General features: G+C 74.3%; 24 protein-coding genes and 1 pseudogene. 13 read left to right on the plus strand and 12 right to left on the minus strand.

Translation table 11 applies throughout. The features are described from left to right. Positions 1 to 71: 71 nt before the first annotated feature. Together ABTZ58_RS27860 and ABTZ58_RS27865 are read right to left on the minus strand one after the other, a co-directional pair. The gene (locus ABTZ58_RS27860) at positions 72 to 1,076 is read right to left on the minus strand and encodes a trypsin-like serine peptidase (protein WP_351362222.1); all 1,005 of its coding nucleotides are present in this window, start codon (positions 1,074 to 1,076) and stop codon (positions 72 to 74) included. Between the two features lie 254 nt (positions 1,077 to 1,330). Continuing rightward, positions 1,331 to 1,813, minus strand: coding sequence for an SRPBCC family protein (locus ABTZ58_RS27865; protein ID WP_351362225.1), 483 nt, complete (start codon positions 1,811 to 1,813; stop codon positions 1,331 to 1,333). Positions 1,814 to 1,984: 171 nt separating this feature from the next. Here ABTZ58_RS27865 and ABTZ58_RS27870 point away from each other — a divergent pair, with 171 nt between their 5' ends. After that, positions 1,985 to 2,413, plus strand: coding sequence for a hypothetical protein (locus tag ABTZ58_RS27870; RefSeq protein WP_351362228.1), 429 nt, complete (start codon positions 1,985 to 1,987; stop codon positions 2,411 to 2,413). Positions 2,414 to 2,568: 155 nt separating this feature from the next. On the opposite strand, the gene ABTZ58_RS27875 is transcribed toward ABTZ58_RS27870, so the two are convergent. Then, positions 2,569 to 2,847, minus strand: a complete 279-nt coding sequence (locus ABTZ58_RS27875; protein WP_351362231.1) for a zinc-ribbon domain-containing protein — start codon at positions 2,845 to 2,847, stop codon at positions 2,569 to 2,571. Positions 2,848 to 3,004: 157 nt separating this feature from the next. On the opposite strand from ABTZ58_RS27875, the gene ABTZ58_RS27880 reads away from it, so the two are divergent. Beyond that, on the plus strand, positions 3,005 to 3,205 hold the full coding sequence (locus ABTZ58_RS27880; RefSeq protein ID WP_351362234.1) for a DUF5949 family protein: 201 nt from the start codon (positions 3,005 to 3,007) through the stop codon (positions 3,203 to 3,205). Positions 3,206 to 3,242: 37 nt separating this feature from the next. Next, complete coding sequence (locus ABTZ58_RS27885) at positions 3,243 to 3,296, plus strand: hypothetical protein (protein WP_351362316.1); 54 nt, start codon at positions 3,243 to 3,245, stop codon at positions 3,294 to 3,296. Between the two features lie 55 nt (positions 3,297 to 3,351). Here ABTZ58_RS27885 and pgm read toward each other — a convergent pair whose 3' ends face one another. Both pgm and ABTZ58_RS27895 read right to left on the minus strand, forming a co-directional pair. Continuing rightward, the gene (gene pgm / locus ABTZ58_RS27890; RefSeq protein WP_351362237.1) at positions 3,352 to 4,992 is read right to left on the minus strand and encodes a phosphoglucomutase (alpha-D-glucose-1,6-bisphosphate-dependent); all 1,641 of its coding nucleotides are present in this window, start codon (positions 4,990 to 4,992) and stop codon (positions 3,352 to 3,354) included. A gap of 230 nt (positions 4,993 to 5,222) precedes the next feature. Continuing rightward, entirely contained in the window at positions 5,223 to 5,651 is a 429-nt protein-coding gene (locus tag ABTZ58_RS27895; protein ID WP_351362240.1) for a hypothetical protein, read from the minus strand. A gap of 138 nt (positions 5,652 to 5,789) precedes the next feature. Between ABTZ58_RS27895 and ABTZ58_RS27900 the strand changes: the two genes are divergently transcribed. Together ABTZ58_RS27900 and ABTZ58_RS27905 are read left to right on the plus strand one after the other, a co-directional pair. Beyond that, positions 5,790 to 5,939 (plus strand): hypothetical protein, encoded by a 150-nt coding sequence (locus ABTZ58_RS27900; protein ID WP_309096045.1) that lies wholly within the window; start codon positions 5,790 to 5,792, stop codon positions 5,937 to 5,939. 108 nt (positions 5,940 to 6,047) lie between these two features. Next, positions 6,048 to 6,926 (plus strand): SCO4651 family lipoprotein, encoded by an 879-nt coding sequence (locus tag ABTZ58_RS27905; RefSeq protein ID WP_351362243.1) that lies wholly within the window; start codon positions 6,048 to 6,050, stop codon positions 6,924 to 6,926. 18 nt (positions 6,927 to 6,944) lie between these two features. Here the strand turns inward: ABTZ58_RS27905 and ABTZ58_RS27910 are convergent. Next, a pseudogene (locus tag ABTZ58_RS27910) lies at positions 6,945 to 7,631 on the minus strand (DUF1731 domain-containing protein); the annotation flags it as partial. Between the two features lie 139 nt (positions 7,632 to 7,770). Here ABTZ58_RS27910 and ABTZ58_RS27915 point away from each other — a divergent pair. After that, positions 7,771 to 8,097, plus strand: coding sequence for an antibiotic biosynthesis monooxygenase family protein (locus tag ABTZ58_RS27915; protein WP_351362246.1), 327 nt, complete (start codon positions 7,771 to 7,773; stop codon positions 8,095 to 8,097). A 78-nt stretch (positions 8,098 to 8,175) separates the two neighbouring features. Here ABTZ58_RS27915 and ABTZ58_RS27920 read toward each other — a convergent pair whose 3' ends face one another. Beyond that, positions 8,176 to 9,528, minus strand: a complete 1,353-nt coding sequence (locus ABTZ58_RS27920) for a diacylglycerol/lipid kinase family protein (RefSeq protein WP_351362248.1) — start codon at positions 9,526 to 9,528, stop codon at positions 8,176 to 8,178. Between the two features lie 311 nt (positions 9,529 to 9,839). On the opposite strand from ABTZ58_RS27920, the gene ABTZ58_RS27925 reads away from it, so the two are divergent. The 3 genes from ABTZ58_RS27925 (at position 9,840) to ABTZ58_RS27940 (ending at position 12,427) form a co-directional block, all read left to right on the plus strand. Beyond that, positions 9,840 to 10,295, plus strand: coding sequence for an SRPBCC family protein (locus tag ABTZ58_RS27925; protein WP_502996136.1), 456 nt, complete (start codon positions 9,840 to 9,842; stop codon positions 10,293 to 10,295). Positions 10,296 to 10,873: 578 nt separating this feature from the next. Beyond that, positions 10,874 to 11,227, plus strand: a complete 354-nt coding sequence (locus tag ABTZ58_RS27935; RefSeq protein ID WP_351362251.1) for a hypothetical protein — start codon at positions 10,874 to 10,876, stop codon at positions 11,225 to 11,227. A 96-nt stretch (positions 11,228 to 11,323) separates the two neighbouring features. Continuing rightward, positions 11,324 to 12,427 (plus strand): GNAT family N-acetyltransferase, encoded by a 1,104-nt coding sequence (locus ABTZ58_RS27940; protein WP_351362319.1) that lies wholly within the window; start codon positions 11,324 to 11,326, stop codon positions 12,425 to 12,427. 120 nt (positions 12,428 to 12,547) lie between these two features. Here ABTZ58_RS27940 and ABTZ58_RS27945 read toward each other — a convergent pair whose 3' ends face one another. Further along, positions 12,548 to 13,144, minus strand: coding sequence for an AMIN-like domain-containing (lipo)protein (locus ABTZ58_RS27945; protein ID WP_502996137.1), 597 nt, complete (start codon positions 13,142 to 13,144; stop codon positions 12,548 to 12,550). Positions 13,145 to 13,292: 148 nt separating this feature from the next. On the opposite strand from ABTZ58_RS27945, the gene ABTZ58_RS27950 reads away from it, so the two are divergent. Together ABTZ58_RS27950 and ABTZ58_RS27955 are read left to right on the plus strand one after the other, a co-directional pair. Next, entirely contained in the window at positions 13,293 to 15,884 is a 2,592-nt protein-coding gene (locus ABTZ58_RS27950; protein ID WP_351362257.1) for a SpoIIE family protein phosphatase, read from the plus strand. Between the two features lie 92 nt (positions 15,885 to 15,976). Beyond that, positions 15,977 to 16,669 (plus strand): GAF and ANTAR domain-containing protein, encoded by a 693-nt coding sequence (locus tag ABTZ58_RS27955; RefSeq protein ID WP_351362260.1) that lies wholly within the window; start codon positions 15,977 to 15,979, stop codon positions 16,667 to 16,669. Here the strand turns inward: ABTZ58_RS27955 and ABTZ58_RS27960 are convergent. Further along, complete coding sequence (locus tag ABTZ58_RS27960; protein ID WP_351362263.1) at positions 16,660 to 18,795, minus strand: SpoIIE family protein phosphatase; 2,136 nt, start codon at positions 18,793 to 18,795, stop codon at positions 16,660 to 16,662. The two genes, ABTZ58_RS27955 and ABTZ58_RS27960, sit on opposite strands and share 10 nt — an antisense overlap. A 155-nt stretch (positions 18,796 to 18,950) precedes the next feature. Between ABTZ58_RS27960 and ABTZ58_RS27965 the strand changes: the two genes are divergently transcribed. Then, the gene (locus ABTZ58_RS27965) at positions 18,951 to 19,679 is read left to right on the plus strand and encodes an ankyrin repeat domain-containing protein (protein ID WP_351362266.1); all 729 of its coding nucleotides are present in this window, start codon (positions 18,951 to 18,953) and stop codon (positions 19,677 to 19,679) included. Positions 19,680 to 20,477: 798 nt separating this feature from the next. Here the strand turns inward: ABTZ58_RS27965 and ABTZ58_RS27970 are convergent. Together ABTZ58_RS27970 and ABTZ58_RS27975 are read right to left on the minus strand one after the other, a co-directional pair. Beyond that, positions 20,478 to 20,657, minus strand: coding sequence for a hypothetical protein (locus tag ABTZ58_RS27970; RefSeq protein WP_351362269.1), 180 nt, complete (start codon positions 20,655 to 20,657; stop codon positions 20,478 to 20,480). 116 nt (positions 20,658 to 20,773) lie between these two features. Next, on the minus strand, positions 20,774 to 21,739 hold the full coding sequence (locus ABTZ58_RS27975; protein ID WP_351362272.1) for an aldo/keto reductase: 966 nt from the start codon (positions 21,737 to 21,739) through the stop codon (positions 20,774 to 20,776). A 553-nt stretch (positions 21,740 to 22,292) separates the two neighbouring features. On the opposite strand from ABTZ58_RS27975, the gene ABTZ58_RS27980 reads away from it, so the two are divergent. Beyond that, the gene (locus ABTZ58_RS27980) at positions 22,293 to 23,168 is read left to right on the plus strand and encodes a DMT family transporter (protein ID WP_502996138.1); all 876 of its coding nucleotides are present in this window, start codon (positions 22,293 to 22,295) and stop codon (positions 23,166 to 23,168) included. A gap of 238 nt (positions 23,169 to 23,406) precedes the next feature. Here ABTZ58_RS27980 and ABTZ58_RS27985 read toward each other — a convergent pair whose 3' ends face one another. Beyond that, positions 23,407 to 24,171, minus strand: a complete 765-nt coding sequence (locus ABTZ58_RS27985) for a sulfite exporter TauE/SafE family protein (RefSeq protein ID WP_351362275.1) — start codon at positions 24,169 to 24,171, stop codon at positions 23,407 to 23,409. Positions 24,172 to 24,374 lie beyond the last annotated feature (203 nt).

A 24,374-nucleotide genomic window follows, 5' to 3' on the forward strand; every position in this document is an offset into this window, starting at 1 on the left:
ACCGCACGCACCCGGAGCCGGGTCCTCCGTCACGGCTCGGCGGAGGACCCGGCTCCCGGCTCGCCGGCGGTTCAGGAGGACTGGGCGCTCTGGTACAGGTTCTGCGCGTCGGCCCCGAAGTACGGGCCGTACATGGCGTTGGGCAGGAAGTTGTACTTGAAGCTGTTCACCGACGACTGCAGTCCGGTGCCGGTGGCCTCGTCGAACTGGGTGAACCACGGGCCGCCGCTGGAGCCGCCGGTCATGTTGCAGGTCAGACCGTGGTCGCCGGAGAGCAGGAAGTCCCGGAAGGTGGTGCCGCTGCAGTAGATGAACTTCTCGCCGTCGTACGGAGCGGCGGCCGGGAAGCCGAAGGAGTACATGGCCTTGTTGTAGCCGGTGTTGAAGGCAAGACCCTGGCCGCCGACGACGTCGGTCAGCCGCTTTCCGTCGAGCGGGGCGACGACGGCCGCGCCGATGTCGTAGTTGATGTCCTCACTGGCCGTCCACTGCGGCGTGGACAGGGTCCTGGCCGCCGCCCAGGTGCCGTACGGCCGCTGCCCGTCGTGATAGCCCGGCACGAACACCCAGTTGGTGTGCCATGCGCCCTGCATCTTCACGCAGTGGCCGGCGGTCAGCACCGTGCTCTTGTTGGCGCTGGTGACGGCGTTGCCGGAGCAGGACGCGGTGCGTCCCTGGTAGGTGAAGAACACGCGTCCCGCCGTCTTGGTGACCGCTCCCCCGCCCGACCAGGGGCCGCCGCCGTGCGGGAAGGCGAGGGGGCCGACGGCGGAGGCGGGTGCGCTGGGTGCCACGACGGTCGCCTTGCCCTTGCGCGGTGCCGCGGCCCGCACCTCGGAGCGGTCGACGGTCAGGACGTCGAGCGGGGTGGCCGCGCGCATCCGTTCCGGGGTCCAGAAGGCCAGGGCGCGCTCCTGCGCCGAGAGGGCCGCCGTGCCCGGTTCCGGGGCGGCGCCGGCCGGTGCGGCGGTGACGCCGGTCGCGAGCAGCGCGGCGACGCCGGCGAGTGCGCCGAGGACGCTGCGGCGCACGGAGGCGGTGCCGGACAGGTGGAGGCTACGGGGTCTGCCTATCACGCGGTCTCCTTCTGCTGTGGGGGCCGGGCGGCGGGAACCGTCGCCCGGTCAGGCAGGGGTCTCACTGCGGACAGTCAGAGGGCAGCGTGCCACCGCGAAGCCGATATGGACAGGTGCATGTCAGAACGATGGCCGAAACGTCACCGGCTCCGCGCGCGAAGCGCACAACCCGGGCGGGCACGACGCGACGCACGCGGGCATACAGAAAACCCGGCCTCCTCGCGGAGGCCGGGTGCCCTGGTGAAGCCGTGGGTTCAGAGGGCGGGGCCGGCGCCGCCGCCACCCGGCTGGACCCGGCCACGCCAGGCGCCGGACTCCGCGCCGCGCTCCTCGATGTACTGCTTGAAGCGCTTCATGTCGCCCTTGACCCGGCGGTCGACGGTGCCCATCATGTCCGCGGCCTTCTCGGCCATCCCGCTGGGCTCGAACTCCATCACGAGCTCCACGCGCGTGTGGGTGTCGTCCACGCGCTCGAAGCGGACGGAGCCCTTCTGGTGGGTGTCTCCGCTGGTGGTACGCCAGGTGACGCGCTCGTCGGGCAGTTGGTCGACGATCTCGGTGTCGAACTCGCGCCGTACGCCGCCGACCTTCGTCGTCCAGTGGTTGTGGCGGTCGTCGACCTGCCTGACCTCCTCGACGCCCTCCATGAAGTTCGGGAACTCCTCGAACTGCGTCCACTGGTTGTAGGCGGTGTGCAGGGGGACGTCGACTTCCACGGTTTCCCTGACGGTGCTCATCTGCATGCCTCCGTTTTCACTGATCGGCTGCGGGAGGCCCATCGGCCCACGCACAGGTCCGGGCTCGTGGCGGTCGAGTACCCGGGATGCCGCGGATGCCACCTCGCGAATGATCCACAGCCGATCGGAAACCGGCCACACCGGACGGTCGAACACCGGTACGATCCCGGCGTGCGCTTTCCCCGCTCCGCCCCGGGCTGGACCATCGCCGTCTTCGGCGTGCTCGCCGCCGCCCTCGGGGCGCTGGGCCTGGTCTCACCGAACGCCCAGCTGTCGCTGCTCGGTCTCACCGCACCGCAGGAGCGCGCGGCCGGGGACTTCACCCCCGCGTTCCAGACGGCGTCGTCCATGGCGGCCCTCAACATGGGCGTGTACTACGTGCTGGCGGCCCTCGCCGACTGGCGGGCCTTCTTCCGCTGGACCGTGCCGTTCCGGCTGCTGACGTGCACGGTCTTCGTCGTCGCCGCGATCGGCGGCAGGGCGCCGGACGTCTTCGTCGGGGTCGGGGTGTGGGAGGGGCTGGGAGCGGCGGCGACGGCCGCGGCGCTGCGGTCCGACCGCCGCCGGGCCGGAGGACCGGCCGCCGCGACCGGCCCGTGAACCGGTCGCCGTCCCGGGGACGGGAGGGCGCCTCGGCCCGGGGCGGTTCGGGCGGCAAACGGGGTGGCCCCGGCCGTCTCGGAGCGGAAGCCGTGGCCGAGTTCGGGGGCCAGGCCGTGACAGTGGCGGAAGTCGTAGATCTGAGACCGCCGGGCTCAGAACCGGTTCTGCTGCTGCGGCTGCCCGTACGGCTGGCCGCCCGCGTCCTGGGCCTGCAACTGCTCCGCCTGCTCCTTGGTCACCTTCTGTTCGGCACCGCAGAAGGTGCACTGCGTCAGGTACTTCGTCGAGACGGGGAACAGCGGCACGAAGAACAGGGTGAACTTCGTGACGCGCTTGCGGAGCGTGTGAGCCGCGGGGTTGCCGCACTGGCCGCACACCAGCGTGAGTATCGCCAGCTGGTACAGGTATCCCTTGGTGCCAAAGATGATCACGTGTCGGTCCTCCCGGGTCGGATCTTCATCCAGTGTCCTGTATCGGGGGCCGGTGCGGCGCGCGGGCCCCTCGTTCGTGTGGAGAGCCCCGGCGGGGTGTGGTCCAGCGGGTGACAGCGGGCCGGGTGTCCCCGGGTGCGCCGGATACGGTGCCGCGGTGACCTCGATCTCAGCCGGAACGCGGCCCGTGCGCACCGACGACCTGGGCTCCCTCGTCGTCCTGTCCTGGCGGGGCACCACCCCCGAAGGTGTCGACGTCCCCTACCTGCTGGCCCGTCCCCTCGGAGACGGCGCGAACGGTCCCGAGGCGACCGCGAAGGCCATCGAGCAGTTGCCGGAGGGCACCGAACCCGGGTGACGTCGAGACGCTGGCCGCCTTCACCTCCGACGGGGACGTGCTCACCTCGGCGGTGCACGTGGTGCTGCCCGCCCGCAGCCTGCGCGGCTGACTCCCCCGGCGGCCCGGGCCAGGTGACGGTGGCCCGGGCCGCGACGTGCCGGCGGTCAGGCCGACAGGGCCGCCAGCACCACGCTCTTGGCCTCCTCCTGGACCCGCCGCAGGTGGTCGGGGCCGAGGAACGACTCGGCGTAGATCTTGTAGACGTCCTCGGTGCCGGACGGGCGGGCCGCGAACCAGGCGTTGTCCGTCGTCACCTTGATGCCGCCGATGGGGGCACCGTTGCCGGGGGCCTCGGTGAGCACCGCGGTGACCGCGTCGCCGGCCAGGGTGTCCGCGCTGACCTGGGCCGGGGAGAGCTTGGCGAGCAGGGCCTTCTCCTCGCGGGTCGCCGGGGCGTCGATCCGCGCGTAGGCCGGCTCGCCGAAGCGGGCGGTCAGGCCCGCGTAGTGCTCGGAGGGGGTCCTGCCGGTGACGGCGGTGATCTCGGAGGCGAGCAGCGCCAGCAGGATGCCGTCCTTGTCGGTGGTCCACACGGAGCCGTCGCGGCGCAGGAAGGACGCCCCGGCCGACTCCTCACCGCCGAAGCCGATGGTGCCGCCGGCGAGCCCGTCCACGAACCACTTGAACCCGACCGGCACCTCGACCAGTTCGCGGCCCAGGTCGGCGGCGACCCGGTCGATCATGGCGGAGGACACCAGCGTCTTGCCGACGCCGGTGGCGGCCGGCCAGTTCTCGCGGTGGGCGTACAGGTAGGAGATGGCGACCGCGAGGTAGTGGTTGGGGTTCATCAGGCCCGCGTCCGGGGTGACGATGCCGTGCCGGTCGGCGTCGGCGTCGTTGCCGGTGGCGATCTGGAACCGCTCGCGCTGCTCGATCAGCGACGCCATGGCGTACGGCGAGGAGCAGTCCATGCGGATCCTGCCGTCCCAGTCCAGCGTCATGAAGCGCCAGGTGGGGTCGGTGTGCGGGTTGACCACGGTGAGGTCGAGGCCGTGCTGCTCGGCGATGCGGCCCCAGTAGGCGACCGAGGCCCCACCGAGCGGGTCGGCTCCGATGCGCACGCCGGCCGAGCGGACCGCGTCCAGGTCGAGGACGGCCGGCAGATCGGCGACGTAGGTGCCGAGGAAGTCGTAGCGGCCGGTGGTGGGAGCGGCGAGGGCGCGGGCGAGCGGGACGCGCCGTACGTCCTTCAGGCCGCCGCGGATGATCTCGTTGGCGCGGTCCTGGATCCAGGAGGTCGCGTCGGAGGCGGCGGGGCCGCCGCTGGGCGGGTTGTACTTGAAGCCGCCGTCGGCGGGCGGGTTGTGGGAGGGGGTGACCACGACACCGTCCGCGAGGCCGGTGGTGCGGCCGCGGTTGTGGGTCAGGATGGCGTGCGAGACGGCCGGGGTCGGCGTGTAACCGTCCGCGGCGTCGATCAGCACCGTCACCTCGTTGGCGGCGAACACCTCCAGGGCCGTGACCCGCGCCGGCTCGGACAGGGCGTGGGTGTCGGCGCCCAGGAACAGGGGGCCGTCGACGCCCTGTTCGGCGCGGTACTCGCAGATGGCCTGGCTGGTCGCGGCGATGTGGTCGTCGTTGAACGCGCTCGCCAGCGACGATCCGCGGTGTCCGGAGGTTCCGAACGCGACGCGCTGCCCCGGGTCGTCGAGGTCGGGGTGGAGCGCGTAGTACGCGGTCACCAGCCGAGCGACGTCGACGAGATCCTCGGGTCCGGCCGGACTGCCCGCTCGCTCGTGCTGCATGGGCCCGCTCCTCCACATGGGTCGATCCTTCGTGTGCGCATCCATCCTTCCTCGTCACAGCGGTGCCGCGCGAGGGGGGCACCCCGGTGGGGGCCGGATGTGCGCCATGCCACGCGCGGCCGTGGGCGCGCGGGCACGCGAGAGGGCGGCGCTACGGGCCACCGGACGTCCGGTGGCGCGCCGCGCCGCCTGCTGCCTCGTGGCCGGCACGCCGCGCGTGCCGGCCGTGGTCAGATCCGCCCGCCGGTGAGCCGGGTGAGCGGGCCGTGCGCACCGCGTTCCGCGCGGCGGCCCACGGCGTACGACGCGGCGCTCAGGGCGGTCAGTCCGGCCCCGACGCCCGCGGCGACGAGCTTGCGGTGCGCGATGACCGTCCAGGCCGTCTTCGCCGTGGCGGCTACGTGACCCGAGGCCGTGACGACCGCCTGGCGGCCCGCCTCCACGCCCTTGGCGGCTGTCTGCGCGGCCGTCTTCGCCGTCTCCGCGGAGCGCTCCGCGCCGGACCTGGCGGCTGACGCCGCTTCACCGGCCTTGCCGGCGGCCCCCTTGGCGGCCTGCGACGCCGGGGCGGTCGCCTTGTCCGTCGCGCTGCGGGCCTTGGACTGCGTCGCACGGACGGTGGTCGACTTCTGATTCGTGCGCTTGTTCTCCTCAGTCATGTCACACCGCTTTGCCTCGGAGCCGAGCGCCAAACACATTCGGTCGCGCACCGACCGGGCGGCAGGTGCCTGAGCACCCCGTCCAGGGGGTAGGCGAGCTACAGAGATCCTCACCCCGATCACGAAGGAAGGTGCGTCATGGCCGGAATGCTCAACCGACTCAAGGAATTCGCCCGGAGCCCGCAGGGGCGGCGGGCCGCGGAGCAGGCCCGGCGGGCGGCGGCCGACCCCCGCAAGCGGGCCCAGGCCCAGCGGCTGCTCGGCAAGCTCCGCGGACGCCGCCACTGAACCGCGGGGGACGACTCCTCCCGGTATCCAACTCCTCGCACCCATAGGTGTGTTCGCGTCCCTTCCGGGCACCTGGGTCGCACCACACACCTGAGAGGAGCTGGTTCGATGAGCAGCACAGTCAACGGCAGCAAGCTCTGCGCCTTAGGCGTCGCCGGAGTCCTGGCCGGCACGGTGCTGGTCGGCTGCGGTGACGGAGGTGACACCAAACAGGAGGCGGGCGCCTCCTCGGCGAAGACGAGCGCCGGGGCCGAGGAGCAGGGCACGCGTGCGGTGCGCTCGGCCTACGACCGCACCGCCGAGGAGGACACCGCGAAGGTCGAGCTGCGCGTGCGGACCTCGGCCCAGGGCCGCTCGGAGACGGCGAACGGGCAGGGCGTCGTTGACCTGGAGGACGGCGACAGCGTCATGACGCTCACGGCGCAGGGGCAGCGGATCGAGCAGCGCGTGATCGACCAGGTGCTGTACCAGAAGATGCCCGCGGGGCAGGCTCCGGGCGGCAAGCCCTGGATCAGGATCGACCTGGGGAAGGTCGCCGGCCGGCAGGGCGCCGGTGACCAGGGCGTGAGCGATCCGGCGCAGTCCGCGGCCTACGCCAAGGCCATCACCGACCAGGACGTGACCGAGAAGGGCACGGCCATGATCAACGGCGTGCGGACCACGCACTACCGCGTCGGCGTCGACGTCGCCGAGCTGCCCAACGGCGACACGCTGCGCAAGCAGGTCGGCCCGACCCTGCCGATGGAGGTGTGGCTCGACGAGGAGGGCCGGCTGCGGAGGCAGCAGATCGACATGACCGTCAAGGCCGCGCCGCAGTCGGCCGGCCGGTCCTCCGGCTCCGCCTCGTCCGCGCCGGAGAAGGTCACGGTGCGCACCGTCATGGACTTCACCGGCTTCGGCGCCGAGGTCGAGGCTGAGAAGCCGCCGGCCGGGCAGGTCACCGACATGACCGGCAAGGCACTCAAGCAGGGCAAGCGGCAGAGCTGACCGGGTTCCTCGCACGTCACGGCCGCGGAGCCGCCGTACGAGGTCGTCCGCGGCCGCCGGCCACTGCGGGTGGTCGAAGGTGAAGCCCGCTTCGAGGAGGCGGCCGGGGACGTCGCGGCGGCTCTCGAGCAGCGGTTCGGTGTCCGAGCGCAGGAGGAAGGCCCCGATCTCGGCCGTCCAGCGCGTCGTGGGCAGGCCCACCGGGACGCCCCAGGCGGCGCGCAGGTTCCGCATGAAGGCTCGCCGCGGCAGAGGCCCGGGGGGGCGAGGCTGACCGGCCCGGCGACGTCGTCGCGGGCCACGAGGAAGTCGACGGCGCGGACGAAGTCCCGGTCGTGGATCCGGGACACGTACTGCGCGCCACCGGCGACCGGTCCGCCCAGTCCGGCCCGGGCCATCCGGAGCAGGACATCGAAGCCACCTCCGCGGTCGGCACTCATCACCATGGCGGCGCGCAGGGCCGCCTTGCGGGTGTGCGGGGTGGCGGCGGCCTGCTGGGCGTGCTCCCAGGCCTCGGCGATGTCGACGCTGTGGGACCAGTGGCCGGGTGGCCGGGGACGCCGGGTTCGCTCCCGCCGAGCACGCCGGCGGCCTCGTCGTCCGGGGCGTCGAGGCGGTGGGCGTAGACGGTCGCGGTGCTCATCTGCAGCCACACCCCGGGGGCCGGGCGGCGGACGCGGTCGCCTCGCCCTCGGGGCGCCGGCTCAGTACCACGACACGAACTCCACGCAGGCCTCCCCCGTCGACATGTGGAAGCACCCCTGGCCGGCATTCGAACGTGTTCAGACCTCGTCGGGTGCGGGGCTCGGTCCGTGCGGATGGGCCGTCGGGCAAGATGGGGCCCATGAGCGTAGTCAAGATCAACGTGCTGACCGTGCCCGCCGAGCAGCGGGAGACGCTGGAGAAGCGCTTCGCCTCCCGCGCACACGCCGTGGAGAGCTCCGACGGATTCGAGTGGTTCGAGCTGCTCCGTCCGGTGGAGGGCACCGACACCTACCTCGTCTACACGCGCTGGCGTGACGAGGAGTCGTTCCAGGCCTGGATGGAAGGGCCGATGAAGTCCGCGCACCAGGGTGGCGGCGAGGGCGGCGAGCGGCCCAGGCCCGCGGCGAGCGGTTCGACCCTGTGGTCCTTCGAGGTCGTGCAGCAGGCCGGGCCGAAGAACGCCTAGTCCGCGACGGCGTACAGCGTGAGGTCCCCCGCACCGGCGGTGCGGGGGACCTCACGCATGCCGAGGCCGTGCCGGCGTTCAGCTCTGCCGGGAGCGGCCGGGCGCGGCCGTGCGGCCGACCGCGGCCGCCAGCTTGCGCAGCCGGCGCCAGTCCAGCCGCGGGGGCGCCTCGGGGACCCCGGGCCGGTCGCGGGGCACCCGGACCCGCAGGGCGCGCCGGGCGACGCGGCAGTGGACGGGAGCGGGCATGGTGAGCGCCTCACCGTCGAGGCCGACCTCCAGCTGCGGTTCGTCGGCCTGCACGACGACGTGCTGGGCGGTGAGCACCGTGAGCCCCTCGGGCCGCGGCGACAGCAGCAGCTCGGCCGCTTCCACGGCACTGTCGACGCGTACCGCGAGGACGCCCAGCCGCCCGGAGTTGAGCCGCTCGCGACGGCCAAAGCCGAACGGGTCGTCCATGCGGTACGCGTTGTTGCTGACCAGGACGGCCTGCGGGTCGGCGATGGTCGTGCCGTCGGCCACGGCCGTCAGGCGCGGGCCGCTCTGCCGGGTGAGCAGCTCGGGCAGCCGCTCCAGCGCCGCGCCGACCTTGTCCTCGCGGTAGCCGGGGCTCTGGACGACGGCGCCGTACACGCCGAACGAGGCGTTGTTGACGAACGGCCGGCCACCGGCGAAGCCGAGGTCGACACGGAGTTCGACGCCGTCCGTGAGGGCGTCCAGGCAGGTGGCCGGGTCGTCCCGGTCCAGGCCCAGGTCCATCGCGAAGTGGTTGCGGGTACCGGCCGCGATGACGAGGAACGGCAGGCCGTACTCGGCCGCGACGGCGGCGACCAGGGCCTGGGTGCCGTCCCCGCCCGCCACCCCGAGCAGGTCGGCTCCGTCGGCCACGGCGGCCCGGGCCAGGGCGGTGACGTCCTGGCGCCGGTCCGGGTCGAGCAGGACGACCCGGGCCCCCAGCGCCTCGGCCTTCTCCTTCAGCTGGAACTTTTCGACCTTGCCGCCGCCGGAACGCGGGTTGAGCAGCAGGAAGGGGCGCCGCGGCGGCGGGGTGCGGTACTCCCTGGCCCGGACCGGCCGCAGGCCCGTGCTGCGCAGCGCGTACCGGCCGCTCCAGACGGCCGCGCACCACAGCAGCAGCGACAGGAAAACCACCCACAGCAGGTTGGCGGCGGCGAAGAGGGTGACGAGGCTGACGGGTGCGACCAGGGCCAGCGTGGCGGCGGCCATGCGGACCGCTCCGCGCCGGGACAGCACCCACCACAGGGCGGCCGCGGTCAGCGCGAGACCCACGAGCGTGACCGCGAGCAGCAGCAGTCCTCGCAGGCCACCGGTGACGAGGGGCAGCAACACCGCCGACGCGGCCGCGGCCAGGGCCCCCCGGGCGGCCCATCGCTGGCGGCGGTGCTGCCGTTCGGTCATCGCCGATCCCATCTCGCTCCTCCGCTCGAACCGGCGCGTGCGGGCCTTCGAGACCGCGCCCGGCCGTGAACATCGTGCCCGCCGACGGCTCGGCTCGGCCACTGCCGTCCCCATGGCTCTCCCCCCCGACGGTCCTGTCAGACGCGAAGATCCTCCGGGGCGGAGCCATCGGTAGCGTACGCGGCTTGCGTTGCGCGTCCGCGCGCACCGGGGCACGCGGCGGCCCGCCCTCGCCGCCCGGGGCGTCCCGCCTCCTTGATCCAGTGAGTCTCATTACGCAACTTTGCTGGCACAGTCGCTGTAGACGAGGAGACGGACACACGATGGAGTGGACGGGCGCGCGGTACGCGGACCGGCCGACGGTGGAGGTGACGACCTGGATCGCCGCCGCGCCGGAGCGGGTGTGGCCGCTGGTGTCGGACATGACACGGCTGCCGGAATGCAGCGAGGAGTCGCAGTCGGCGCGCTGGATCGAGGGCGCCCGCGGGCCGGCCGTCGGTGCCCGGTTCGCCGGCCGCAACCGGCACGACGCGTTCGGCGAGTGGGAGACGACCTCCACGGGCGTCGCGTACGCCCCTCCGCGGGAGTTCTCCTGGGCCGTTGGGGACCCGGCCGAGCCCAGCGCCGTCTGGCGCTTCGCGCTGGAGCGGCTGCGCGTCTGGCGGAACGCCGGTGTGGACACCGTCCGCCTCTATCCGGCCGGGGAGACCCTCGACGACCGGCTCGACACCCTCGGCAGGGCGATCGCACTGGTCCGCGAGATCGGTGACGGCACGTAGGGCACCGGCGGGCTGGCAGCCCCCTGTCGATCATCAGCAGGGACGATCGACAGGGACCATGCGGTCCAGGACTCACGCGACGACCGCAGTCGCCGGATTGCCCGTCGGCGGGCGCCGCCGCGGCGCGGGTGCGGCGCGGGTGCGGCGCGGGTGCGGCGTCACCAACCGTCCCGTGGCCGGCCTGGCTGACGCCGGGGCACGGACCGCGTGGCCCGGGGACGGTGTCGCGGAGCAGGCCCGCCGGGACGGTCCGACTCCCTCGGAGGCATGCCTCGTTCGGCGCCTTCGGCGGGCCGTCGGCGTCCGGGCGGCCGGGGCCGGGGAAGTGCTGGGCGTGGGTGGCTGACGCCCGGTGCGGCGGCAGCGCTCTTCCGTTGCGTTCCCGCTGCAATCGACCGAGTGGGGCGAATCGGCTCACCGGGGGTTGACTGCGCGGGATGCGCTCGGCCTACTGGAGAGCGCAGCCGGCCCTGACGGGGGGGTCTGGTCCGGCGCCGGCCCCGGGGTCGAGGTCTCCTGGTGCTCCCCCCGGCTCTACGCAGGTCAGGGGTCTGATGGTGCGGCGGCGAGGGGCAGCGGTGGTGGGGCTTATGGCCTGCCTGCTGATGCTGCATCTGCTCGTGCCGGGGCTGGTGGGTGACGCGCGCGCGTCCGCCGCCGTCACGGCGGCGGACGTCGTGGAGCCCGGAGCGCCTTCGAGTGACGCGGCCGAAGAGGCCGGGGAGCCGTGCCCGTGCGAGGAGGAACCGTCGGTGTGGCGGCTCGCGGCGCGGACGCCGCGGGCCACGGGGGCGGCCGCGGTGAGTGCCGTGGCGGCCGGAGCGCCCCGGGCGGACCGGGCCGCGGACGTGCCGGCGGCGGCTGCCGGGCGGTGTCCGGCGTCGAGCGGCGCGGTCCCCAACGCCGTGGAGCTGCGGGCGTTCCGCTGCTGATGGCGGCAGTACCGAGCAAGGCCTGCACCGTGCGGCCTGCGTACTGCCTGGTGCCCTGACGCGGTGATGTGCAGGCCTTCGTGTGTCCCCATGCCGATGACACTGGAGGCGGAGTTGCCCGGAAAGCACGTTCTCGTACTGCGGCCGGACGAACTGAGCCCGAGCGACCGGAAGATGTGGCGGGAGATCCGGACGGAGTCCGGCGCCCCGGCGAATCCCTTCCTCGACCCGGCGTTCACCATGGCCGTGGGGCGGGTGCGGCCCGGAGCGAGAGTGGCGGTGCTGCAGGACGACGGCTCACCGGTCGGGTTCTTCCCGTACGAGAGGGGGCGCCTGGGCCGGGGCCGGGCCGTCGGACTCGGGGTCTCGGACAGCCAGGGGGCCGTGCTGCGGCCCGGAATCCGCCTCGACGCGCCCCGCTTGTTACGGGCGTGCGGGCTGTCGTCCTGGGAGTTCGACAATCTCGAAGCCGGCCAGGAGGCGTTCGCACCGTACGCCGCCGAGGAACTCGCCTCGCCCGTCGTCGACATCGGCGAGGGCTTCGCGCGGTACACGCAGCGGCTGCGGGAGAAGTCGCCGGGTTTCCTCAGACAGACCCTGGCCAAGGAGCGCAGGCTGGCCCGGCAGGTCGGCGAGGTGCGGTTCGTGTACGACGCCCGGGATCCGGGGGCCCTGCGGGCGCTGATGGAGTGGAAGTCGGCGCAGTACCGGCGCACCGGCCGGCGGGACCGGTTCGCGCAGGAGTGGATCGCCCGGCTGGTGGGGCTGCTCGGTGAGAGCGAGGAGCCGGAGTGCCGTGGCGTGCTGTCCGTGCTGTACGCCGCGGGCCGGCCCGTCGCCGCGCACTTCGGTCTGCGCTCGCGCACGGTGCTGTCCTGGTGGTTCCCCGCGTACGACCGCGCCTGCGCCAAGTACTCCCCCGGGCTGGTGCTGCAGTTGCGGATGCTGGAGGCGGCGGCGGCCGACGGGATCGAGGCGGTCGACCTGGGTAGTGGCCCGGCGCGCTACAAGGAGTCGCTGAAGACCCGCGATCTGCGGGTGTACGAGGGGGCTGTGGTCCGGCCGGTGCCGGGCGGAGCCGCCCACTGGCTGGGCCGCGAGCCCGTCCGTGCCGCCCGCCGCTTCGTCCGCAGCCGCCCCCGCCTGGCGGGCGCGGCGGCCCGCACCCTGGAGGAGCTGGGCCGCTTGCGCGACCGCTGAGCCCCGCGGGCCGGCCGCGCAGGCGCCTGGAAGGCCGGCCGCTGGTGGGGGGCCTGCGCCGGTGTCGCCGGAGCCGGGCGTGGGCGCGCCCGGCTGCTGGGAGCCGGGCGCGTCGTGGTGTCAGCGGGTCGCGGTCCAGCTGTGGGCGACGTCGATGATGACGCGGTCCTCCAGTTGCAGGACGCGGAAGGGCAGCCGGGCGCGGACGCCGAGGCCGATCTGGGTGTCGCCCTCGAAGCTGCCGGCGAACCGGGTGTCCCGGAACGTGCGGTAGCCGGTGAGGTCGACGCCCGGCAGCGGGCGCGCCACCCTGCCGGGATACGTGGGAGCGCCCGTCTCCGCGTCGTAGGCGGGCGCGGCCACGCGCACCTCCAGGACCGCGCCGCCGGCCACCGGGATGTGCCGGCCGGAGCCGTCCTGGTACAGGCGGTCGACGTACTGGACGGTGTACCCGACCCCGCTGCCGGCGCCGGGCACGTCGACGACCATCCGGTCGAAGCAGGCGTGCCGGCCCGTCCGGACGTCGGTCAGCGATGCCTGCGTGGCGCCGCTGTCGGTCCTGGCGAGGCTTCCCCAGCCGGTCGGACACGCCGTGACCTGGGTCGCGGCCCGCTGTCCGGTGGCCGGTGCGGCACCGGCCGGGGCCGCCGCCACGCCTGCCACGGCGCCCATGAACGCGAGCGTCGCACATGCTCTTCTGATGTGTGTTCCTGCCATTGCCGCCCCCGAGGTTGCGTGCGGATGATGACGGGTGAGACGGCCGGCGTGGCCGAAAGGTTGCACTTGCCGCGCCGGAGCGCCGCCCATGGCACATCCTGGTGGGGAGCGATTGGTGTCCGGGGCGTCCGTACCGGGAGGACGCGACATGGATGAGGCGACCGCCGTACCGGACGGGCCCGGGTCATCCGGTGGCCGAGGTCAGGACGGCGGGGGTGCCGGCCGGGGCCGGACCGGGGACACGGGGTGGATCGAGGATGTCCTGACGACCCCGCTGGTCGAGGCCGTCCGGGATCTCGACGGCTACGGCGGGCTGGTCTACCTGCGCTCCCCCGACCGGCGCTCCCTCGTGCTCGCGATGGTCACCGGCGTGCCCAGGTCGCTGCTCAAGAGCTGGTGGCGGGTGCCGGTGGGGAGTGTGCTGCCCATGGCGGAGGCCTACCGGCGCGACGAGACCCTGTGGCTGCCCGACGAGCGCGCCGCCATGGTCCGTTTTCCGCACTTCACCGCCGGGCTGCCCTACTCGTTCGGCTCCGCCTACCAGCCCGTCCACGCCGGTGGCGAGGCCGTGGGTGTCCTGGTCGTGCTGCGCTCGGCCGCCCGGGCACCGATGGAAACGGAGGCGGTGGGCCGCGCCCTGCGCCCCGCGCAGCGGCAGCTGGCCGAGCACCTCGGCCGCCTCGCCGCCGGCCGCCCCTCCGCCGGCGGATCCGGCCCGGGCCCCGCCACGGGCCTCGTCGAGTACGACGACGAGCCCGTCAGCGTGCGGCTGCCCACGCCCGCCGTGCACCCCGTCCGGGTCGGCCTCCTCGACTGGGATCTGGACACCGGCCGGTGCACGGCGGACGACGAGGCCCTCGCCCTGCTCGGCATCGACCGGGCCGGCTTCGGCGGCACCCTGATGGACATCGAGGCCCGCGTCAGCCCCGACGACCTGCACGAACTGCGGGCGAGCCGGAGTGACGCGCTCACCCACGGCCGGGTCAGGTCGCGGCACTTCCGGGTGCTGGACGAGTCCGCGGGCGGCGGGGAGATAGGCTACCGGCCGGTCGAGCTGTGGGGCCATCTCGTGCGGGGTGGCGGCGACTTGGGCCGCATGCTGGTGTGCGCGCTCGTCGACGCGGCCGTCGGGCTCACCGCGGCCGAGGCCGCCGAGCGGCTGCCCGACGCGCTCTTCTCCCTGGACCAGGACGGCCGGCTGACCTACCTCAACCGGCGCAGCGAGGAGCTGCTCGGATGCGGCCGGGAGGAGCTGCTGGGCCGTTATCCGTGGGAGGTGATCACCTGGCTGCGGGATCCCGCGTACGAGGACCGCTACCGGGCGGCGATGCTGTCGCAGGAGCAGGTGTCCTTCCTCGTCCGCCACCCGGGCGGGGCCCGGCTGAGCTTCGTGCTGTACCCGGACGTGCACGGGCTGACCGGCCGGGTGTATCCGGCCGGTCCGCCGCCCGGGGGCGAGCCGGCGCACGAGGACGGTTCCGCCCCGGCTGCCGTGCCGGGCGGCGCCGCGGTGGCGCCGCCGCCCGGGCCGGTGGCCGAGGCACGGGCCGGGGCGCTCTACCACGTGGTGCAGATGGCGAGCGTGCTCACCGAGGCGGTCACCGTGCGGGACGTGTGCCGGGCCGTGTCGGAGCAGCTGCTGCCCGCGTTCGGGGTGCGGGAACTCGCCCTGTACACCGTCCGCGAGGGCCGGATGTACCTGCTGTGGGAGTCGGGCTACCCCGAGGGCTTCCTCACCCCGTTCGAGGGCATCACCCTCGACGCGCAACTGCCCGGCGTCCACGCGCTGACCACGCGGCAGCCCTTGTTCTTCGAGTCGCCCGAGGACCTCTCCGGGGCCTACCCGGGCATCGCCCTGGACCGGATGAGCGCCTGGTCGTTCCTGCCGCTGATCGCCTCCGGCCATCCCGTCGGCTCGTGCATCCTCGGCTGGGACACCCCGCACCGCTTCACGGCCGACGAACGCTCGGCCCTCACCGCACTGAGCGGACTGGCCGCCCAGGCCCTGGAGCGGGCGCGGCTGTACGACGCGGAGTCCGCCGTCGCCCGCGGCCTGCAGGAGGGTCTGCTGCCGCACCGGCTGCCCGCGGTGGAGGGGCTGCGCACCACCGGCCGGTACCTCCCCGGCACGCAGGGCATGGCCATCGGCGGCGACTGGTACGACGTGATCACGACCGGGCGCGGGGTGGCCCTGGTCATCGGGGACGTCGAGGGCCACAGTGTCGGAGCCGCCGCGGTGATGGGCCAGTTGCGCAGCGCCGTGCACGCCTTCGCGGCGAGCGAGAGCCCGCCGCAGGAGGTGATCACGCACACCAACCGGCTGCTGGCCGAGCTGGAGGCGGATGCCTTCGCCACCTGCTGCTACATCGAGCTGGACCCGCGCACCGGACGGGCCTACGCCGTGCGGGCGGGCCATCCGCCGCCGTTGCTGCGCCATCCCGACGGACGTGCCGAGACGCTGGATCTCGCGGGCGGGGTGATGCTGGGCGTGCAGCCCGACGCGGTCTACCCCGTCACCGCGCTCACGCTGGAGCCGGGCAGCGTCCTCGTGCTGTACACCGACGGGCTCGTGGAGCGGCCCGGGAGCGACATCGAGACGGGGATCGACCGGGTCCGCGGCTGCCTGTCCGCCACCCCCGCGGACTCGGTGGAGCATCTCGCGGACCGGCTGGTGGGAACGGCCCGGCGGGCCCGGGAGCGGCCGGACGACGTGGCGCTGCTGCTGACGGCGTACCGCTGACCGGTCGCGCACGTCACGGCCAGGTTCGGGGACGGACGGGGGGGCGGCGGGGAGTACGGTGGGCGAAACGGCGAGCGAGGCGGTGGTGGGCGGTGGACTGGCAGCGGTACGCCGAGCAGATGGCCGCCCTCGCCCGCGATCTGGTGGCGCAGGATTCCGTGCAGGCGACCCTGGACGAGATCGCCGCGTCGGCGGTGAAGCTGGTCGAGGGCTGTGACGCGGCGGGCATCCTGACGGTGTCCCGGGGCAAGGCCGTGACGCTGGCCGTCTGCGGTGACATGGTCGAGGAGTCCGACCGGCTGCAGGGCGAGCTGGGCGAGGGGCCGTGCTTCGACGCCGCCCGCCGGGTGGACGGCGAGCGGCTGTTCCGGATCGCCGACATGACCGCTCCGCAGCCGTCCTGGCCGCGCTACAGCAAGGCGGCCCGCGACCTCGGCATCGGCAGCATGACCGGCGTGCTGCTCTACACCCACGAGCAGGACTTCGGTGCGCTGAACCTCTACTCCCGCCGCCCGGGGGCGTTCGGCCGGGACATCGAGACCGCGGGCTGGCTGCTCGCCTCGCACGCCGCCGTGGCGCTGGCCACCGCCCGCACCGTCGACCAGCTCGAACACGCCCTGGAAACCCGGCACGCCATCGGTGAGGCCATGGGGATCCTCATGGAGCGCCACCGGCTGAGCGAGGACGAGGCGTTCGGCGTGCTGCGGCGCCTGTCCCAGGAGCACAACGTCAAGCTGCGGGACGTGGCGCGGCGCGTGCGGGCGGACCCCTCCGGTCAGAGCTGACCGTCCGGGCCGCGCGCGGCGCGCAGCAGGAGCACGGTGATGTCGTCGCTGTGCCGGCCGGTGGGTGCCCTGTGACGGACGAGCCGGTCGATGAGCCGCTCCAGGTCGTGGCCGTCGGCACCGTCCAGGTGCCTGGCCAGGTCGGCCGTGATCCGTGTGGCGTCGGTGCCCGGGACTTCGACCAGCCCGTCGGTGTAGAGGGCGAGGGTCGTGCCCGGGAGCAAGGGCGCGGTGGTGACCGGGTAGCGGGTGTCGGGGGCGATGCCCAGCAGGGGGCCGGGCTCGACCTCCAGGACGCCGCCCGGGCGGCCGGTGTGGCGCAGCAGCGGCGGCACGTGCCCGGCGCTGGCGAAGGACGCCTCGTGGCGGGCGAGGTCGAGATGGGCGTAGAGGCAGGAGACGAGCAGTTCGGAGTCGAGGTCGGCCAGCAGCCGGTTGGTGCGGGCGAGGACCTCGTCGGGGGTGGCGCCGGCCGTGGCGTGGGCGTGGACCGCGATGCGCACCTGGCCCATCAGGGCGGCCGCGGCGACGCTGTGGCCCTCCACGTCGCCGATGACGGCGGCCGCGGTCGTGCCGTCGAGCCGCAGGAGGTCGTAGAAGTCCCCGCCGACCTCGATGCCGTGGCCGGCCGGCATGTAGCGGGCGGCCACGTCCAGGCCGGGCAGGCGGGGCAGGGCCCGGGGCAGCAGGGCGCGCTGCAGTTCGCCCACGAGGCGGTGCTTGGCGTCATAGAGGCGGGCCCGGTCGAGGGCCTGGGCGATCAGGCCGGACAGTGAGGTGAGGACGGCGCGTTCGTCGGCGGTGAAGGCGTGCGGGTGGGTGTAGGACAGGATGCAGCAGCCCACCGGGCGGCCGGAGATGATCAGCGGGAGGAACGCCCAGGCCTGTTTGCCGCTGATCCTGGGTGCCCTGGGGTAGTTGGCCGTCATCTCGGCCGGATGGGCGAAGAAGGCGGGGGTGCCGCTGGCGATGACCTGTCCGGCGGGGGTGAGGTCGGTGTCCAGGGGCAGGGCGTCGAGCCGTTCGACGACGTCGTCGGGGTAGCCGTGGTAGCCGGTGATCCTCAGCCGGCCGGCCTCGGCGGAGGACAGCACGAGTCCCTGGGCTCCGAAGGCGGGCAGGATCTGATGGGCGATCAGGGAGACGAGGTCGTGCACGGTGACCGTCTCGGTGAGCGCGGCGGCCAGGTGCACCAGCTGGTAGAGGCGTCCCGTGGGCGCCGCCGGCGCGGGGCGCGCGGCGGTGGGAGCCGGCGGGCTCTCGGCCCGTTCCCCGTGCGGGACGATGCGGACACTGATGCCGCTGGTGTCGGGGTGGAGCTGGAAGACCAGGTGCTGGTCCGGCGGGCGGAGCGCGGTGAAGGACACCGGGGCACGGCTGACGACGGCGGTGCGGTAGTGGTCCTCGTAGGCGGGGTCGTCCAGCCAGGGCAGGGACTGCCAGGGGCGGGTGCCGAGCAGCCGGTCGGCGCTGCGGCCGAGCAGCCGGGCCGCGGTGGCCGTGGCGAAGACGATGCGGCCCTCCAGGTCGAGGGCGAGGGCGCCCTCGGGGAGGCGCTCGAGGTAGTCGGCGGCGGCCAGGCCGGTCTGCACCGGGTGGTGCGCGGCCTCCACGGGGACGACACGCGGCTGGTCGGGCAGGGTGGGGGGCCGGGCCGCGTCGTCGAGCAGGCGGGCCATGCGGCGGGCGATGGAGGTGATGTGGTCGCTTTCGCGCGGGGTGAGCGGGCGTGGGCGCATCGCGGGCCACATCAGCACCAGACCGCCCCAGGAGCGCCGGACGCCGGTCAGGGGGACCGCGGTCAGGGCGAACGGGTAGGGCAGGACGGCGGCGGTCCTGGGGTAGCGGCGGGCCATCTCGTCCTGGCTCGCGATCCGGACCAGCCGGTCGTCGCGGATGGCGTCGGCGACGGGCACCGGTGCGGTGAGGGGCAGCCGCTGCCAGGGAGCGGTGAACTCCACCGGCAGGCCGCACAACGCCACCAGGCGCAGCACCGGTTCCGCGTCGTCGATCAGGTACAGCCCGCCGGTCGAGGCGCCGGTGCCGCGCACGGTGTCGGCCAGGGCCGCTCCCAGGTCTTCCTCCAGCGACCCGGAGCCCGCAGGTGGCTCGTTGCTCCCGGACATTGGTGTGTCCTCCCGCTCTTACCCGGACGCTACGCCTCACGGGGCCCGGGGGCATGTCGTCCGGCCGGTCCGCGGGCGGAGGCGGGCGAGCGGGCCCGGTCCGCGGGGTGTTCCTGGCAGAATTCGGGGCCCTGACGGCGACCGGGAGGACGGCCTTGCAGACACTGACTTCCGAGGAGCCCCTGGCCGTCGCCGTCACGGAGGCGATCCGGGGCGGGGACCTGCCCGGGCTGCGGCGGCTGCTCGCCGGCCACCCGGGGCTGGCCACCGCGCGCATCACCGAGCGGGGCAAGGAGGGCAAGGGCACGCGCAGCCTGCTGCACATCGCGGCCGACTGGCCCGGTCATCTGCCACACGGCCCCGAGGTGGTGGCCGTGCTGGTCGCCGCGGGGGCCGATCCGAACGCCCGCTTCGGCGGGGCGCACGAGGAGACACCGCTGCACTGGGCCGCCAGTAACGACGACGTGCCCGTCCTGGACGCCCTGCTGGCCGCCGGGGCGGACATCGAGGCTCCCGGGGCGGTGATCGCCGGGGGCACCCCGCTCGCCGACGCCCGCGCGTTCGGGCAGTGGCGCGCGGCGCGCCGACTGGTCGAGCGCGGTGCCCGGACCACGCTCCAGGACGCCGCGACGCTCGGTCTGCTCGACCGGGTCCGGGCGTACGTGGAGTCCGACGAGCCGCCGTCGCCCGCCGACATCACCAGCGCGTTCTGGGGCGCCTGCCACGGCGGGCACCTGTCCACGGCGCAGTACCTGCGGGCCCACGGCGCCGACATCGACCGGCGCGGATACGACGGCCTGACCCCGCTGGACGTCGCTCGCCGCGAGGACGCGGAGGACGTGGTGCGGTGGCTGCGCGGGCTGGGGGCGACGGGCGGGGCGTAGCAGCGCCGGGGCCGTACCGTGCCCGGCGCTGGCTCGCCCTGCCGGGAGCGGCGCGAGGCGGGTCCCTCCGCTCCCCGCCGCGCCGCCACCTGGGCCCTCGCAGGGGCACGGCCGACGCGCCGGCCCTGGGCACCGGGGGCGGTCCACAGCCCCGGCTTCCGCAGCACCGCGTCCCGCCCGGTCGCCGGGCGATCCGCGCACATCCCGGCAGAGGCGGGCCGAATGGCCGCGGTGCGGCGCTGGGGGCGGCCGGACCGTCGCCGTCACACGGTGCCGGGAGCGGTCGGACCGTCGCCGTCACACGGTGCCGGGAGCGGTCGAACCGTCGCCGTCACACGGTGCCGGGAGCGGTCGAACCGTCGCCGCGTCGTACCCGGAACGCGCGGACCATCACCGCACAGCGCCCGAAGCGGCCGGACCATCGCCGAGTACGCCCGGGGCGGCCGGAGCGCCGCCGCGTGGTACCCGGAGAACGGCCGGACCATCGCCGAGTAGCGCCCGGAGCCGCCGGAGCGCCGCCGTGCAGCGCCCGGAGCGGCCGGAGCGCCGCCGCGTGGTACCCGGAGAACGGCCGGACCATCGCCGAGTAGCGCCCGGAGCGGCCACGACCGTCGCCGCGTGGCACCGGAGACGGCCGGTGTGGCCGCCGCCTGGGGCGGAAGCCGTCGGGCCGGCGGCCGCGGAGCCTTCAGCGCGTGCGGCCTCGGCGCGCCGTCGTCCGGTCGTCGGCGCGCCGCTGCGGCACGCACCCGCCGCCTCCTGTGTCGACCGGCTGCCGTGCCGGTCAGGCTCCGTGTCTCACAGGCAGTAGCGCACCAGCCACTCGTCCTGGTTGTACGCCGTGCGCGCGGGGTCGGGGAGGCTGGCCGCGCGCTCCTCGACCATGTCCTCCACGCGCACCGGCTCCGGGAGCGTCCCGAAGCGGGCCCGGCGCGCTGCGGCCTCCGGCTCGGTCCCCTGCTGCGTCGCCTCGTCCATGGCGATTCCCCTCTCCGCCGGCGTGCCGGCCGATCGGCCCTCCCTGGGCACAGAGTTGACGTGTGGGACGCGCTCTTGGTTCCCGCGACCGGCCCAGCCCCGGTCGTCGTCGGCGCTCAGCCGTAGAAGTTGCGCTGCCAGCGGTGGCCTGCGAGGACCGCCAGCCGGTCGTCGCCGAGCAGGCGTCCGTCGCTCACCGCGGTGTTGCGTTCGACGTTGCGTACGCTGCGCATGCCGGGGATGACCGTCGAGACGGCGGGTGCGCTGAGGACGAAGCGCAGCGCGGTCTCGGCCATGTCGGCGGGCCCGATGCCGAGATCGGCGCAGATCGCCGCGACCCGCCGCTCGACCTCGGCGGCCCGGTCGTCGCGGAAGTAGCGGTTGCGGAAGTCGCCCTCCGGGAACGTCGAGCCGGCCGTGATCCGCCCGGTCAGCCCGCCCTCGTCGAGGGCGACGCGCACGATGACCCCCACGCCGTGCTCCACGCAGGCGGGGAACAGCCGCTCGGCCGGGGCCTGGTCGAAGATGTTGTAGATGACCTGGACGGTGTCCACCGTGCCGCTGCGCACCAGCCGCAGCGCGTTGTCGGGCTCGTGGTCGTTGATCGAGACCCCGAAGAGCCGGATCTTGCCCTCCCGCTTCAGCGCCTCGACCGTCTCCAGCCAGTCGCCGCGGCCGACCCACTGATCGCTCCAGACGTGGAACTGCACGACGTCGAAGTGGTCGAGCCCGCTCGCGCGCAGGCTGGTCTCCAGGCTGCCGCGGATGTGCGCGCCGGGGAACGCCTCGGCCGGGTCGAGCCCGTCGGGCGCGGGCCACAGCCGGTTCAGCGGCGGCACCTTGGTGGCGACGAGGATGTCGTCCCCGGCCCGTTCCCTGACCACCCGGCCTACGATGCGCTCACTCTCCCCGTAGCCGCGTGCGGTGTCGATGAGGTTCACGCCGAGGTCCAGGGCCCGGTGCAGGGCGCGTACGGACTCGTCCTCGGTGGCGCCGACCCACGCGGACTCGCCGATGCCCCAGGCGCCGTAGCCGATCTCCGACACGGACAGTCCGCTGCGTCCCAGTTCCCGATAGCGCACGGTGCACCTCCACGGCATGTGGTCCTCCGGCGGCACCCGCCGCCGGCTGTGCCGACCTTAGGCGATCATCCACCCGGGGTCACCGCCGTTTCGCGGACCGCGCACGTGTTCGACCGTACGAAGTTTCCCCGCGCCTGTTCTCCTGGTGACCCTGGAGTGAGAGGAAACCTTCCTGTCACTCTCGCACGGCGGCTCTCCCCTGCCGGCGCTGCGCCGGGTCGACGGCTCCGACTCGCACGAAGGGCTCGACCCCGGCTTCCCCGGCGACTGTACGGCGACAGCTACCACATCGGCTGATCCGCGCGGGGCGGTCACGGACGGTGCCGGGCTGCCCGGGAGCCGACGGGTCCACCGCATTGGTCCAGGAAGAGGGCAGGGAAGTGGACCTCCTCCCGGGCCGCCCGGCTGCCTAACGTCGCCCGCATGAACGCCACCACCACCCGCGGAGCCCTGCTCGCCGGGCTCGCCTGTGTCCTCGTCGGAGCATCCTTCACCGCCAACAGCGTGCTGGGCGCGTACCCCTACGCAGGCGGCCAGTTCCTGCGGTACGGGCTTGCGTGTACTGCTGTTCCCGCTCGCCGGGCGGGGCTCGCTCGCCCGCCTGAGGGCGTTGACGTCCCGTCAGTGGTTTCGTCTCGCCCTGCTCGCGGCGGTCGGCATGGTGGGGTTCAACCTGGCCGTGCTCGCCGCCGAGCGCACCGCGGAACCGGCCGTTCCCGGCGTGTTCGTGGGCTGCGCCCCCGTGGTCGTCGCCGTGCTCGTGCCGCTCGTGGACGGGCGCAGGCCCCGACGCAGGGTGCTGTACGGGGCGTTGTTCGTGGCGGCCGGCGCCTGCGGCGTACAGGGCTGGGGCCGCACGGACGGCGCGGGCCTCGCCTTCTCCGTGTGCGCGCTGGCGGGTGAAGTCGGATTCGCCGTGCTAGCCGTCCCCGTGCTGCGGCCGCTCGGGCCCCGGCTGCTGTCCGCGGTGGTGTGCGCGGTCGCCGCGCTGGAGTCGGCGGTGGCCGGCCTCCTGGCCGACGGGACCGGGTGGCTGCGGCGTCCGGACGCCGTCGAGGCCGGCGCGCTGCTGTGGCAGGCGGTGGTGGTCACCGTGGTCGGGTTCGTGTGCTGGTACATGGGCATGCAGCGGATCGGCGCGGAGCGCGCCACGCTGTTCTCCGGCCTCATCCCGGTCGCGGCGGCCTGCACCGCGCCGCTGGTGGGCACGGGTTCCTACGGCATCGCGCAGGGTGCGGGCAGCGCGCTGGTCGGACTCGGGGTGGCCCTGGGGTCCGGGGCGTTGAAGCGCCCGGGCGGCCGACCGGCGCCGGGCCCGGACCGGCAGGCGCCGGACCCGGACCGGCCGGCGGGGTCCGCGGTGCTCTCCCGGCAGCCACCTTCCGGGGGAACGGCCACCCGCGGGGGCGTGGACCCCGCGACGGAGTGAACCCGGGCGCGTCCCCGTTTTCCTGATCATCCTCCCCGTGTTCCGCGGGGGGCTCGTCGCGGTGAAGGCGGCGGTCCTGAACGTCCTGTCGATCGCCTGCTCATGGTGTCGGCCGTGATGCCCCTGCTCGGCGGCACGCCTGGTGGATCCCGCGGTGGCTGGACCGGGTGTTGCCGCGCATCGACGCCGATGGTGAGGCGACGCCTGCGGCGGCCGGCCGGCGTCGCAGGCCCGGGGGTCAGTTCAGCACCAGGTGCACGAGGGCGAGGGTGCCCACCGACACGATGAGGGCGCGCAGGACGGCCGGGCTGAAGCGGCGTCCCGTCCGCGCTCCGATCAGACCGCCCAGGGCGGAACCGGCGGCGATGAGCACGACGGCCGTCCAGTCGAACTCCGCGAAGAAGAGGAACACCACGGCGGCGACGGTGTTGACGAGGGCCGCCAGCACGTTCTTGACGGCGTTGAGCCGCTGGAGCGTGTCGTCGAGCAGCATGCCCATCAGGGAGACGTAGATGATGCCCTGGGCGGCGGAGAAGTAGCCGCCGTAGACGCTGGCCAGGGTGAGACCGGTGAAGAGCAGCGGGCCGCCGTCGCGGCGGGAGCGGCTGCCGGCCCTGCGGCGGCGGCGCACCCGCCGGGCGATCAGCGGCTGGCAGGCGACCAGGACGAGGGCGAGGCCCACCAGGACCGGCACGATCCGCTCGAACGCCGACGCGGGCAGGGTCAGCAGCAGGACCGCGCCCACGAGGCCGCCGAGTACGGCGCCGATGCCGAGCAGGACGGCACGCCGGCCCTGGCCGCGGAGCTCCTCGCGGTAGCCGATGATGGCGCTGACGGAACCGGGGACCAGGCCGAGCCCGTTGGACACCGTGGCGGTGACCGGGGGCAGTCCGGTGGCGAGCAGGACGGGGAAGGTGATCAGCGTGCCCGAGCCGACGACGGCGTTGACGGCCCCCGCGCCGGTACCGGCCGCCAGCACGGCCACCATCTCCCCCGGGGTCACGCCGCCGCTCCGCCCGGTGTGCCGTTGCAGGTGACGATGAGGTTCATGGGATCACGCTAGAGCGTGCCCACTTCGGCACCGGCCGAAGGGTGCCGGGCACGGCGGCCGGGAGGCCGGAACCGGCGGGTGCGGCCCGCCCGTACGCGGAACGGCGGCGGGACTTCCCGGAAGGGACCTCCCGCCGCCGTTCGCCGGTCGTGCCG

The sequence above is a fragment of the Streptomyces sp. NPDC094143 genome, from assembly GCF_040303825.1.
Lineage (GTDB): Bacteria > Actinomycetota > Actinomycetes > Streptomycetales > Streptomycetaceae > Streptomyces.